The organism is Bacillus sp. OV322 (genome assembly GCF_900112495.1).
In the GTDB taxonomy this organism is placed as follows: domain Bacteria; phylum Bacillota; class Bacilli; order Bacillales; family DSM-1321; genus Peribacillus.
Genome location: NZ_FOMA01000001.1, coordinates 721,621 through 735,063, shown reverse-complemented (window position 1 = coordinate 735,063; position 13,443 = coordinate 721,621). Strand labels below are relative to the sequence as shown.

The window sequence follows — 13,443 nt, the reverse complement described above, 5'->3', positions numbered from 1 at the left end:
TCTCAAGCTCCCTCCCTCCCTTACCTTATCGTTTTAGATTTACAAGCTCTTCAAGGATCTGGTCAGATGTAGTTATGATGCGTGTATTAGCCTGGAATCCGCGCTGAGCCACAATCATGTCAGTGAATTCTTCGGAAAGGTCGACATTCGACATTTCGAGCATGCCTGATTCAACAGAACCCAAACCATTCGTTCCAGATGCTCCAGATACAGGAGCTCCAGAGTTGTTTGTATCTTTAAAGAGGTTGTTACCTGCTTTAGAAAGACCTCCCGGATTTGGGAACTTAGCCATTTGAATTTGACCTGCTGTCGTTAAGGTTCCATTGGAACTTGTGTAAGAAATAGTTCCATCCTTGCCGACCGTTATGTCTTTCGCATCCGTTGGGATAGATATAGCACCGGTTGCTCCTTTTAGATATAATCCATCGCTATTTACAATGTTAGCAACATTGTTACCAGCATTATCCAGGTAGAAATTACCTGCTCTAGTATAATATTCATCTGGGGAAGTTCCTTTAGTTTGCACAGTGAAATAGCCATCACCTGAAATGGCCAGATCAAGGGTTCTCCCTGTTGTCTGCATGGAACCCTGTGTATCGATGGTATCAATTGCGGACATTTGAGCTCCAAGCCCGACTTGCTTAGGGTTAATGCCTCCTTTTCCAGTCGCAGAAGATGGACCGGATGCCCCCTGCATTGTCTGGCTGACCATATCCTTAAAGACGGTTCTTCCCTTTTTAAAACCATAGGTATTGACATTGGCAATATTATTGCCGATTACATCTAATTTTGTCTGGAAGTTTTTCATTCCGCTGATTCCCGAGTACATTGAACGAAGCATGTGTACGTTCCCCTTTCTATTTGGCTGCTTCTGTCATTCCGCAGCCGAGGCCCCCTTTTCAGGTCCAGCCTTATCGATCTAGGATGATCGTTCCGTTTATATTGGTGAATATCTGGGATGATGCTTCATCCCTGTCCATGGCAGTGATCACAGTGTTATTCTTGGCGCTTACCACAAGTGCCGCATCTTTTGTCAGCACAAGAGATTCAGTAACGCCCTTTTTTCTTGCTTCCTTCACACTTGTTTCTATTTTCCCCCAGAGGCTTTGGTCGATTTGTATATTTCTTTGAGTCAGTCTAAGCTGGGCATGCTTTGAGAGGGTAAGCTTATCGTTACCTCTGGCTGCCTGCTCCAAATGGCCTGCAAATCCTGTCTGTGCCTTTTTTCTAACACCTGCACCATTTAAAGGAAATACAATCGGGTTTTGTGTTACCGGCCTGAAAACTGGTTTTTCCATAAGACCGCCCCTTTATGAACTTGCTATTTTAATAATTTGGTTTGCACTTAATTTCGTGCCTGCTGCATCATTCAGTTCAAATAATGTTTTACCGTCTTTCATGGAAACGGATTTTACAGAGGCAGTGGTTTCATTTTGGCTGCCGTCTAGCCATGTGACGGATTTACCAATCAGCTCACTTGCAGAAAACAGGTTATTTCCTGCGCTGGCTGCAGTATCATTCACCTGGGAAATGTTGGCCGGCTCAAGCTTCGTTCCATCATCCAGAATGAAATAAACACTGTCATCCTTAAATTGAAGGGAAGTTACTGTGCCGCTTCCGGTATCAAAGGATTGTTCAGCATTTTGATCTGCATTATCCGCAATTTTATGCCAGGTTACATTTTTTCCGACAAAAGAGTTATAAGCAATCATTTTATTCTGCAGCTCTGTCTGGACAAATTTATCAATGCTTGCTGTCATATTTGTGATCTGTTCCAATGTTGAAAATTGTGCCATCTGTGCAATGAAATCTTTATCCTGCATAGGATTAGTCGGATCCTGGTTCTGCAGCTGGGTCATCAGCAATTTCAGGAAATCGTCTTTTCCAAGTGTATCCCCGGTTTTTCTTTCCTGCTTGTTTTGATAGCTTGACAGCAGCAGTGATGTATCTATCGATGCCATATTTTCACCTACACTTTCATATTAAGTAGCACTTCAGCAAACCGGTCACTGAAAGGGTCGCGGTCGCGGTTTTCATCGGCATCCTCTTTAATTTGTTCCTGTTTTTGCCTCTCCTGGTGCCCAGGATTGTCTCCGTTTCTTGAAAAGAATCGTTCCTGTGAAAAGCTTCCAGCAGTTTGTGAAATTTCTATTTTTTCCAGCTGCAGATTCTGGCTGGATAGTGCCTGTTTTACACTTTGCAATTGTGTTTCCAGCATATCTTTTGCCTTGGCTGTAGTAGCAACTATTTTTGCCGTCATAACTGAATCCTTCTGCATAATCTCAATTTTCAATGATCCCAGATTTTCCGGATTCAATTTTATAAGGAGTTTTTGCATGCCTCCGGGTCCGGTTAATTGAGCTTTGCTCAATATGGTTTCAAACGCTTTAATAAATTGCTCCTGATTGACCGGCTGTCCGTTTTTCTCAGTTTTTAGCACAAATTGTTCTAATTTAGTAATTTGAAGGTGCAGTGAATTTATTGTACGGGGCTGCATGTCGGCATCACCCGATTTTTCCTGCATTCCAGTTTTTTCATTTTTTCCTGTTAATGTGTTTGAGTCCCCAATAATCCGGGAATAAGCACTTTTGAGGATGTCTAAAGACTTATTTTCTTTATTGTCCACGGCTGTTAGCAAAGTTGATGAAAAGCTTTTTCCTTTAGGCAAAGTTTCATTTTCTGCAATATTTTGAAGTGTTCCTGAAATTTTCTCAAGAAAACTCTTCAATTGATGGCTTAATTCCGCATCTTTATGGGTCATATCCTGATAAGGAGTAATGAGCACCTGGATTTTTGCCGCCTTTAATACTTCAGCTGCACCTTTTAGATCAATTTTTTTCCAATCCTCAGGCTTTAGCTTAGATAAATCCTGAACAAGAGTAAGCAGCTGCAGGATATTCCCGGCAAAACTGTTATCCTCATTTGAATTACCTGAATTGTCTTTACTGTCTTCTTTTAGGGAGGCTGCCTTGCCGCCAAGAAGCTTTGTTATGGTTTCGGCCTCATCTTCACTGCTGTCCTTTAATAGCGAACTTATTAATTCGGATAATGCAGAACTTCCTGGATTCACTGATAGATCTTCAGGCAATGGGCTATTGTTTTCATCTGCTTTACTGCTGTCCATCTGCAGGAATGAAAGAATTTCTTTTATCGCCTTCAGCTGGTTCTGTACCTGGCTGCTGCCCTCTTTAACGGGCTGATCATTTCCATTCAAGGATATAGCCGCTTCTAATACCGAACCGAATTTCCCCAATGTTTGGGAGGCGTCTATGGCTCCATCCGCCTTCTGGGCCAATTGGACCTGCTGGTTTCCCTTTGCTGGCATAATACTTTCAATATTTATGTTTCTCACCTCCTTTAATATAGATCTTGCACTACGGAGTTTGCTGCTGATTGAAATCAGTCAGCTTTTTTGTCAGGCGTGCTGCATCTGCAGGCTGCATCTGTTCCATGATTGCAGCTAATGACGCCGCTTTTATTTTGCTTAGAATCTTCACAGCATTATCATCTGGCATCTTAGTTAAAATGGGGGCCGCTTTTTTTGGTGCCATTGTTTCATAAGTTGTGACAATATCCTTCATTGCTCTTTTGTTATCAGCTTGTGCGGCATTCAAGTCTTTTATCTCGTTTTCCAGCTGCTGCTTTTCAGCACTGCTCCGCTGGATTTCCTGATCTTTGCTGTCAATAATATTTTCAAGTTTAGCAACTTCTGCTGTTTTGCTTTTTATACCAGCTTCTAATTGTGCAAGCTCCTTTTTTGAATCAGTACTGCCTTCTTTTGCCGCCTTGTTATTCTTATCGCCGCTGCCCGTCATTTTAGAAATGAACGGGATATTATCAGCCAGGGATTTTGAAGCATGCATTACATTAACCCCGGCAAACGAAAGGACAATTAAGGCAATCGTGATGGTAAATAAAAGCGGGATCAGCACGACAAAAAGAAACCATTGAAGCCTATTGTATTTTTTTTCTTCTTTATCCATGCATTTGCTCCTTGCAGTTTCCTAGTAGTCCTTATTCATGAACTGCCTGATTGAAATTTCGTCCATATTCTTGTTTTCATCTGCTTTTAAGCTATCAAGGAATCTGATAAAATCTGTTTCTTTCATTTTTTCATATTTCTTAACTTCCATATTCTTCTGCATCAAGCTCTCCTGCTGTCTGATCATTCTTTCTCTGGCTTGCAGCACCTGAAGCTGGGAATGCTCGATTAGTTTCTCGAGATTATCCATAAAAGACTGATTATGCCTGATTTCCTGTACCGAAAGCCCTTTGTTAAGTTTTTCTTCCTGGAATTTCTGCAAATCTTCTTTTTTCTTCAGCAATTTATAAAGCTTTTCTGCAGCCTCTTCGAACTCCTTCAAAGCACCATGATATTTTGCCAAGGCATCTTCTTTTTCCTTTTCCCTGATGGTCAGAATTTTGTCAAATTTGTACTTATAAATCATTCAATCTACTCCATTTCCATCAAATTCAAAAGAGTCTGGATGCTTTCGTCCTTGGACATTTTTTCATGTGTTCCCTGTTTTAAAAAAGAAATGATTCCCGGCTGTTTTATCATTGCCTCATCGATGTCTTTAGATGAGCCTCTTTTATAGGCACCAATGTTTATTAAGTCTTCGGACTCTATATAAGTAGATAAAGAGGATCTTAGTCTTTCCGCCGACTCTTTATGTTCCTGGCCGACAATCCCATTCATGACCCTGCTTATGCTTTTCAGAACATTAATTGCGGGAAACTGGCCTTTATTGGCTAATTGGCGGTCTAGAACAAAGTGCCCGTCGAGAATCCCTCTTACTGCATCGGCGATAGGCTCATTCATATCATCTCCGTCAACCAATACGGTGTAAAACGCTGTGATCGATCCCTGTTTGTTCGTTCCGGTCCTTTCTAAAAGCCTCGGCAATATCGAAAAAACAGAAGGAGTATAACCTTTGGTAGTTGGAGGCTCGCCAATGGCAAGTCCAATTTCCCGCTGGGCCATGGCAACCCGTGTGACAGAATCCATCATCAGCATGACATTCATCCCTTTATCGCGAAAATACTCAGCGATAGCTGTCGCTGTCAATGCCCCTTTAATCCTCATTAATGCAGGCTGGTCTGATGTAGCCACTACAACAATGGATCTTGCAAGTCCTTCAGGGCCAAGATCCTTTTCAATAAATTCCCTGACTTCTCTCCCTCGCTCACCAATCAGCCCGATTACATTTAAATCGGCATTTGTATTTCTTGCGACCATGCCTAGCAAAGTGCTTTTCCCTACTCCGCTTCCTGCAAAAATCCCCACACGCTGTCCCTTGCCGACAGTGAGCAGGCTATCAATCATTCTGACACCTACATCAATGGGTTCGTTTATGGGAGGTCTTTCCATCGGGTTAGGGGGATCCCTGTCTATGGGCACTGATGCAAGTCCTTTTGGAAGTGCAGAGCCATCCAAAGGATTTCCCAATGAATCAACCACCTGTCCGATAAGCCCTGAACCGACCTTAACCTGAAGTGACTGGGAGGACGCTTCTACCATGCATCCAGGAGATATATCACTGATGGCATCATACGGCATCAGTATCACCATTTCTTCCCGGAAACCGACCACTTCTGCTTGGATGATTCTTTTTTTGCCCTTTATTCCGGCATGAATATAACAAACATCGCCTACGGAACTTTCAGGACCCTGTGATTCGATCATTAGCCCCACTACCCGTTTAACCCTGCCATAATGTTTAACCGCAGGACAATCATCAATCAAAGGAAGCAGATCAGAAGCCTTCATTATCATTCCCCTTCCAGCATATCCGCGAGTTTTTGTTTGATTACCTCCAGCTGTGTGTCAATGCTGGCATCGATTCGCCCGTTCTGGGATTCTATGATACAGCTGCCTTCATTCAAATCATGATCTGGGTAGACATAGAAATCAGTTTCTTTTGGAAATATGCTTAGCAGCTCTTCTTTCCGGGATAAAATGAATTCATAATGTGCCGGGTGGACATGAAGCTGGATATCTCTATATTCCCTTGCATTTTTAATCGCTTTTTTCACTGCAGAAAAGAAATACTCCGAATCTGTTTCCATTGCTTTGCCGATAATTTTTTCAGCCACAGAAATGCCCAGCTCGAGAATAATTTTTTCTGAAGACTCAATATGCTGCTGATAGTCTTTTTTTGAAGCTTCAACTACCGTTTTGGCAAACTCAATGGACTGTGCCATTTCCCCGTAGCCTCTTTGCCTTCCAGACTCCAATCCTTCCTGGTAGCCTTGGTCAAAAGCCTGCTGAATATATTGCTGTTTCTCGGTTTGTTCCCAGAATTCTTTTTGAGCCTGCGCTTCCTGAATTAATTCATTGGCCCTGCTCCTTGCCCCGTTCAGTATTTCTTCCGCTTCATGCCTTGCCTTTTCAGCTGCATGTGCATGAGCATGGGCGGCATCAAGAGGATCATCCATGTCTTCTTCAGCATGTGAAAATGAACTGAATTCACGGATTTTAATAGTCTTATTCCCCGCTTTTTCTGCTGCCGCGTGATAAGACTTAATGATCCTAGACAATAATATCATCTCCTCCGCCACGGGCTACGACAATTTCTCCTGACTCTTCAAGCCTTCGAATAACAGCAACAATCCGAGACTGGGCCTCTTCCACCTCTCTAAGGCGCACAGGACCCATATATTCCATTTCTTCCTGGAAGGTATCCACCATGCGTTTAGACATATTCTTGAAAACAATCTCTTTGACTTCTTCGCTTGCCACTTTAAGCGACAGCTTTAAATCTTCATTATCCGAATCACGTACAACTCTCTGTATGGCTCTGCCATCAAGCGTAACAATGTCCTCAAATACAAACATCCTTTTCTTGATTTCTTCTGCGAGCTCTGGATCCTGTATTTCAAGGGCGTCAAGAATAGTCCGCTCTGTAGAACGGTCGACACCGTTCAATACATCCACTACCGCTTCCACACCGCCTGTTTGAGTGTAATCCTGTGTAACGGTTGCTGAAAGCTTTCTTTCCAGGATTTGTTCGACCTCATTGATTATTTCAGGAGATGTACTGTCCATCAGTGCAATTCTCCTGGCGATATCCGCCTGAACCTCCTGAGGCAATTCTGATAGGATCTGGCCTGCCTGCGCAGGGTCAAGATAGGAAAGTATCAGCGCAATGGTTTGCGGATGTTCATTTTGTATAAAGTTCAATATTTGGGCAGGATCCGCTTTCCTCGCAAAATCAAATGGCCGCACCTGCAGCGAAGAGGTAAGCCGGTTAATAATGGCTGCTGCCTGATCTGTACCAAGGGCCTTTTCAAGGACTTGCTTAGCATATCCAATCCCACCCTGCGAAATATAATCCTGTGCAAGAGCAATATTATGGAACTCATCCATAATTTCTTCTTTTTCCTGTGAATCTACTTTTCTCACTCCAGAAATTTCAAGTGTCAGCCGCTCAATTTCTTCCTCAGACAAATGCTTGTATACAGAAGCAGATACATCCGGTCCTAGGGAAATGAGCAGGATAGCTGCTTTTTGCTTTCCTGTAAGTCCGCCTTTTTTCTTTCTCTCGCTCAATTCATATCCTCCCTAATCTTCTGCAATCCAGCTTCTTAATAATTTAGCAAACTCATCTGGCTTTTCTTTGGCAAGTTTTTCAAGCTGTTTTCTTTTCATTCCAGCTTCGGTTTCTATTTCATCATTGAGATCCGGCATATTTTGAATTGTTACCTCTTCTTCCAGTATCTCCTCATATTCTGTTCTCCGTCTTGACCGGATAAATAAAATCAGCAGAATAATGACTGCAAGCAGCAAAACGCCTCCTGCTATATAGATCCATAACGGAATAGAAGTTTGTGCAGGCTGGGTAAAAGTTGTCTTCCCATTGAAAGGCTGGACAGTTACTGCAATTTTATTTGCAATGTCCTGGTTGGTTAATGGCTGTGCATTAGCCCCTTTATCAATGGATGTGCGCACGATTGTTCCTAGCATCTTCGTTATATCGCTAACACGCGCCTGCGGCAGAGATGAAGGTTTATTTGGCTTCGGAGGCTCCACCATTACCTGAATTCCTAAATCTCTTACTTTATATGGACTTTCAACTATTTGTTTTTTTATTCTGTTAACTTCATTATTGATCGTTTCTTCTTTTCGTTCATAATCCCCATTGCCGTCTGTTCCTGAAACATAATTGGATGCAAGTGAATCCCCAGGATTTGAACCGGACGGCACACCGCCTGCAGCACCTTTTCCTGTATACGTTTCATTAATTCTTTTTGCAGAGATGGCAATCCCAGCCATATTCGCTTTATCAACCGGAGTAACCAGGTTTTCTTCTCTTTTCTCCTGTGTAAAGTCAACATCTGCCGTTACAGAAATGACAACCTTGTTCTGGCCCATCAAAGTTCCGAGCATGGTTTGAACCTGTCTTTGAATATCGCGTTCTATGCCTTTTTTCACTTCCTGCTGTGTGGCAAAAGTTGCACCTGCACTCGTATCGCTATCGCTTTTCAAGTCAAAATACTCAAAGTTTTGATTCATGATGACGATATTATCTGTAGGAAGGTTGGGAACACTTTTTGAAACCAAATGATAAAGTGCCTTGATCTGGCTATCCTCAAATTGATATCCAGGCTTTGTGTTAAGAACAATGGAAGCAGAAGCCTGTTCTTCATTGTCGCTGACAAAAACGCCTTTTTCTGGAAGGGTGATCATGACCTTTGCATCATCCACTCCATCAATATTTTTTATTAAATCTGACAGCTCTGTTTGCATGGCATCCAATTTGAGTACACCAAATTCATTTTCTGTCATGCCCATTCCGGCATTTTGTCCAAAAAATGAATAGTCGATGCTTCCGGACTTTGGAATACCCTCAGCAGCCAGCTCAACCTTTAGCGTATCCACACTGTCATCAGGCACCATGATTGTCTTTCCGCCATCTGCAATTTGCGACTGTATTCCTTTGCCATCCAGATTTGCTTTTATATTGCCTGTCTCTGAAGGTGATAAATTGCTGTATAACGGAACAAGCGTAGTTCTGGAAGTCAGGAATACGGTTAGCGCAATAATAAGGGCCACTAATCCAAGAATGCCAAAAAAGATTGTTTTCTGCTTTTTAGTGCTCCCGGACCAGTAACCAGTAATTCTATTTTTAAAGTTTAATAATGCTTCATTCATTTCAATCCCCCGGTTAATCTCTTTGAATTTATGACAGGATAGTGATTTCTATCCTGCACATCGTTTCCTGGTACTTTAGAGGTTTCAAAATGAAGCTATATATTCATTCTCATGATTTCCTGATATGCTTCTACCACTTTATTTCGCACCTCAAGTGCTGCCTGCATGGTGATGTTCGCCTGCTGGGAAGCGATCATTACCTGATGAAGATCAACGTTTCCGCCATTGGCAAGCTTTTGAGTCAATGTATCCGAATTTACCTGTGCTTCGTTTACTTTTTCAATAGAATCCTTCAATACGGACGCAAAACTTTTTTGAGATTCATATGGTGTAGCGGATTGGGCTGCAGCTGTTGTATTCCCTGCAGCAAAAATGCTGTTGCCCGGGTTCAGGTTTATTCCCTGCATTCTATCATTCTCCTGTCTGTGTGCTTATAAGGGCTCTGGCCCGGCAATTTTCCCGAATCATAATCAGCAGCCCCACAGTACTTATTTACTTACCGATTTCAAGGGCCTTCATCAGCATGCCTTTAGAAGCATTAAAAACTGTGACATTTGCTTCATATGACCTTGTGGCGCTAATCAGGTCCGTCATTTCCCTTAATGGATCTACATTCGGCATTTCAACATACCCATTTGCATTGGCATCCGGATTTTCAGGATCATACACAAGTTTAAATGGCGTTTGATCTGCTGCAATCTTCGTTACTTCCATGCCTCCGCCGGCACCTTGCCCATTTTGTCCGGCTGCTGCGTTCAAAAAGGAGGAAAATTGGGTTTCCTTCGGCTGAATGACCGCCATTTTCCTTCTGTACGGCTCCCATTTTCCATTTACAAAATTTGCTCTTGATGTATCGGCATTGGCCATATTTGAAGAGATAATATCCATTCTTAGCCTTTGTCCTGTAAGAGCTGAAGCTGTTGTATTTAAACTTTGAAACACTCCCATTACTTACCGCCCCTTATTATTGTTTGAAGCGACTGGAACTTCCCGCTGATTAAATCAGATGCAGCGTCATAATAGATTTGATTTGATGCTAAATCACTCATTTCCTTATCTATATCCACACTGTTGCCGTTGCTGTTGTACTGAACATTCTGCCTTGTTATCACACCCTGGCTTGACTGATCCCCTGAAAAGCCAAAATGTCTCGCATCCGTCCTATATGCTTTAATAGATGAATCCAATGCATCCTGAAACGATCCTTTAGTTACATCTTCCGCTTTATAATTGGGAGTATCTGCATTCGCGATGTTCTGTGAAAGCACTTTTTGTTTTAAACTGGAATAATCCAGCGCGCTTTCCAGCGACTGAAATGTATTTGAAAATAATTTCATTTCTTTCACCCCTTATGGAAAGGAATTTTAAATATCTCATTTCGTAACAAAAAAAACATAATATAGTAACTATTGTAATGAAATCCAACCGTTCTGTCTATGTAGTATCGACAAAACTTCGTAAGAAAAAAGGCCTATTTTTGTCGATAAATGTTAATTAATACCTTCAAAACCCAATATTTACAATAAGTTTTCCTTGTTTTTTCCTGTAAAGTAGCCCTTTTTTCCCCCTTCGACATAATTCTCTACATTTCCCCTGCGCCTTTTACTACATATTGAACATCAAAATATTCTTCTTATATTGCTTTCTGCTTATTTTTTTGACAATAAATAATATTACAATATATTTACTGAAAATATAAGGATATTTATGTATTATTTTTATTTTTTTTGCCGAGAGGCAGGGGGCCATTTGCTCAGCCTTCTCATTCAACTGTTGACAGGGGTTCGACTGCAAGGCCCATCTCAAGGCAAGTGATGTCCTCCTTAAAAAGCTTGAGTAGTGATTGAAGGTCATATTACAAATACTTTTTGAAGGGAAACTTTCAAAGGTATTTATCTTCCAAATGATATTTGGGCAAAAAAAAACAGCCCGAGGGCTGTTTTTTAATGGTTTTTCAATTTTTCAAGCTCGACAAGGAATTTATCATTTAATACTTTGATATATGTCCCTTTCATTCCAAGTGAACGAGACTCGATTACTCCCGCACTTTCCAGCTTCCTTAGCGCGTTAACAATTACTGAACGGGTGATTCCCACTCTGTCGGCAATTTTTGAAGCGACCAAAAGGCCTTCATTTCCTTTTAATTCTTCAAAGATATGCTCAATTGCTTCCAGCTCACTGTATGAAAGAGAGCTGATTGCCATTTGGACAACTGCTTTGCTTCTTGCTTCTTCTTCGATCTCTTCTGCTTTTTCGCGAAGGATTTCCATGCCGACTACAGTTGCGCCATATTCAGCAAGAATTAAGTCATCGTCATGGAATTTTTCTTCAAGCCTTGCAAGAATCAGTGTACCAAGTCTTTCGCCTCCGCCAATAATCGGAACAATAGTTGTCAGGCCGCTTGCGAATAACTCCTTGTTTTCCACAGGGAATGCCGTATATTCGCTGTTTACATCCAAATTGGAAGATGTAGACTGGATATTGAAAAGATTTTTAGTATATTCTTCTGGAAATTGTCTGTCTTCAAGCATCTGTACCATGCGTTCGTTCTCAATCTGCTGATTGATTGCAAAGCCTAATAGCTTTCCGCGTCTGCTAACAACAAACACATTTGATTCGATTACTTCACTGAGACTTTCAGCCATTTCCTTAAAATTAACTGGCTGGCCGGCTGCATTCTGCAGCATGCTATTGATTTTTCTTGTTTTACCTAATAAATTCATTTAATTGTTCCTCCTAGAAATCCTTGTTTCATGTACCGCTCTTATATAATATCTAATCTTGGTGTGTTTACTGATAAAGAGAAACAGGCATTCTTTGTGTCTGTACCCTATGTTTATAAAGTGAAACTTTTCGTCCCGGGTTATAATATGAACTGGCTTAAATCTTTATTGCGGGAAATGGAGCCTAGCTTATCTTCCACATATTTAGGCGTGATGGTTACTTTTTGCATGGAAATTTCAGGGGCTTCAAATGATAAATCCTCTAAAAGCCTTTCCATGATGGTATGCAGCCGTCGGGCGCCAATATTGTCTGTATTCTGATTCACTTCAAAGGCTACTTCTGCAATCTTAAGAATAGCATCGTCAGAAAATTCAATTTCTATACCTTCTGTTTCCAATAATGCTATATACTGTTTGATAAGTGCATTGTCGGGTTCGTGAAGAATGCGCACAAAGTCATCCACTGTCAATTTTGCAAGCTCCACCCTGATTGGAAATCTTCCCTGCAGTTCTGGAATCAAATCTGAGGGCTTTGCAATATGAAATGCTCCTGCTGCCATAAACAATACATGATCTGTTTTAACAGAACCGTATTTCGTGACTACGGTAGAGCCTTCTACAATTGGCAGGATATCACGCTGAACGCCTTCGCGTGAAACATCAGCTGATGAACCTCCTGATTGTTTGCTCGCAATCTTATCAATTTCATCGATAAAAATAATGCCTGTTTGCTCAGCACGGAAAACAGCTTCCTGTGTGACCTCATCCATATCGATCAGCTTGCCCGCTTCTTCATTTGTCAGAACCGTCCTTGCTTCACTTACCTTTAATTTACGCTTCTTTTTCTTTTTAGGCATCAGGCTTCCGAGGGCATCCTGCATGTTCATGCCCATCTGCTCCATGCCGGATCCCTGAAGCATATCAAACATAGAAGCTTGCTGCTCCTCAACTTCTACGGTAATCAGCTCATTTTCAAGTTCGCCTTTTGCCAGCTTTTCAGATATCACTCTTCGCTTTTCATACAGTGAACTGTCTTCAGCACTGAAATCAGACTGCTGCTGGGAACTTTCATTATTCCCTCCAAAGAAGACTTCAAGAGGGTTTTTAAAATTTGCCTGTTTTTTTGAAGAAGGAACAAGCAATTCAATAAGGCGGCGGTTTGCGTTTTCTTCAGCCCGTTCCTTAACATTTGCCTTTTTTTCTTCTTTAACGAGCCGGATCGATGTTTCCATCAGGTCACGGACCATAGATTCAACGTCCCTGCCTACATATCCGACTTCTGTAAATTTTGTTGCTTCAACCTTTATAAATGGGGCACCTACAAGCTTAGCCATCCTGCGGGCAATTTCCGTCTTTCCTACGCCCGTCGGACCGATCATCAGGATATTTTTTGGAACTACTTCATCCCTTAGCTCTTCCTGCAGAAGGGTCCGCCTGTAACGGTTTCTCAAAGCAACAGCAACTGCACGTTTAGCATCCCGCTGTCCAACGATATATTGATCAAGTTTTTCAACAATTTGCCTAGGCGTTAAATCCGTTTTGTTTGCCATTATGAAACAGCTCCTC

Annotated in this window: 15 protein-coding genes; all 15 read right to left on the bottom strand. The window is 41.7% G+C overall.

The annotated features are described in order from the left end of the window. Nucleotides 1-25: 25 nt before the first annotated feature. On the bottom strand, nt 26-841 hold the full coding sequence (gene flgG, locus BM126_RS03660) for a flagellar basal body rod protein FlgG (RefSeq protein WP_090988180.1): 816 nt from the start codon (nt 839-841) through the stop codon (nt 26-28). Nucleotides 842-911: 70 nt separating this feature from the next. Then, nucleotides 912-1,298 carry a TIGR02530 family flagellar biosynthesis protein gene (locus tag BM126_RS03655; protein ID WP_090988179.1) on the bottom strand — a complete coding sequence of 129 codons (387 nt, stop codon included), beginning with the start codon at nt 1,296-1,298 and terminating at the stop codon, nt 912-914. Nucleotides 1,299-1,310: 12 nt separating this feature from the next. Beyond that, nucleotides 1,311-1,961: a flagellar hook assembly protein FlgD gene (gene flgD / locus BM126_RS03650; protein ID WP_090988178.1), complete on the bottom strand. Its 651-nt coding sequence runs from the start codon at nt 1,959-1,961 to the stop codon at nt 1,311-1,313. Between the two features lie 8 nt (nt 1,962-1,969). After that, entirely contained in the window at nt 1,970-3,325 is a 1,356-nt protein-coding gene (locus BM126_RS03645; RefSeq protein ID WP_090988177.1) for a flagellar hook-length control protein FliK, read from the bottom strand. Nucleotides 3,326-3,374: 49 nt separating this feature from the next. Next, on the bottom strand, nt 3,375-3,983 hold the full coding sequence (locus BM126_RS03640) for a MotE family protein (protein WP_090988176.1): 609 nt from the start codon (nt 3,981-3,983) through the stop codon (nt 3,375-3,377). A 21-nt stretch (nt 3,984-4,004) separates the two neighbouring features. After that, nucleotides 4,005-4,448, bottom strand: coding sequence for a flagellar export protein FliJ (gene fliJ / locus BM126_RS03635; protein WP_090988175.1), 444 nt, complete (start codon nt 4,446-4,448; stop codon nt 4,005-4,007). A gap of 5 nt (nt 4,449-4,453) precedes the next feature. Further along, entirely contained in the window at nt 4,454-5,770 is a 1,317-nt protein-coding gene (gene fliI / locus BM126_RS03630) for a flagellar protein export ATPase FliI (protein WP_090988174.1), read from the bottom strand. 2 nt (nt 5,771-5,772) lie between these two features. Next, the gene (gene fliH / locus BM126_RS03625) at nt 5,773-6,549 is read right to left on the bottom strand and encodes a flagellar assembly protein FliH (protein WP_090988173.1); all 777 of its coding nucleotides are present in this window, start codon (nt 6,547-6,549) and stop codon (nt 5,773-5,775) included. Further along, nucleotides 6,533-7,552 (bottom strand): flagellar motor switch protein FliG, encoded by a 1,020-nt coding sequence (gene fliG / locus BM126_RS03620; protein ID WP_090988172.1) that lies wholly within the window; start codon nt 7,550-7,552, stop codon nt 6,533-6,535. The genes fliH and fliG overlap by 17 nt, the downstream gene beginning before the upstream one ends. Nucleotides 7,553-7,564: 12 nt before the next feature. Beyond that, complete coding sequence (gene fliF / locus BM126_RS03615) at nt 7,565-9,154, bottom strand: flagellar basal-body MS-ring/collar protein FliF (RefSeq protein ID WP_090988171.1); 1,590 nt, start codon at nt 9,152-9,154, stop codon at nt 7,565-7,567. Nucleotides 9,155-9,249: 95 nt separating this feature from the next. Beyond that, entirely contained in the window at nt 9,250-9,561 is a 312-nt protein-coding gene (gene fliE / locus BM126_RS03610) for a flagellar hook-basal body complex protein FliE (protein WP_090988169.1), read from the bottom strand. 85 nt (nt 9,562-9,646) lie between these two features. Further along, nucleotides 9,647-10,102, bottom strand: a complete 456-nt coding sequence (gene flgC, locus BM126_RS03605) for a flagellar basal body rod protein FlgC (RefSeq protein ID WP_090988167.1) — start codon at nt 10,100-10,102, stop codon at nt 9,647-9,649. Next, the gene (gene flgB, locus BM126_RS03600; protein ID WP_090988165.1) at nt 10,102-10,491 is read right to left on the bottom strand and encodes a flagellar basal body rod protein FlgB; all 390 of its coding nucleotides are present in this window, start codon (nt 10,489-10,491) and stop codon (nt 10,102-10,104) included. Before flgB ends, flgC begins: the two co-directional genes overlap by 1 nt. 606 nt (nt 10,492-11,097) lie before the next feature. Further along, entirely contained in the window at nt 11,098-11,877 is a 780-nt protein-coding gene (gene codY, locus BM126_RS03590; RefSeq protein ID WP_071349496.1) for a GTP-sensing pleiotropic transcriptional regulator CodY, read from the bottom strand. A gap of 140 nt (nt 11,878-12,017) precedes the next feature. Further along, entirely contained in the window at nt 12,018-13,427 is a 1,410-nt protein-coding gene (gene hslU, locus BM126_RS03585; RefSeq protein WP_090988161.1) for an HslU--HslV peptidase ATPase subunit, read from the bottom strand. Nucleotides 13,428-13,443: the final 16 nt, after the last annotated feature.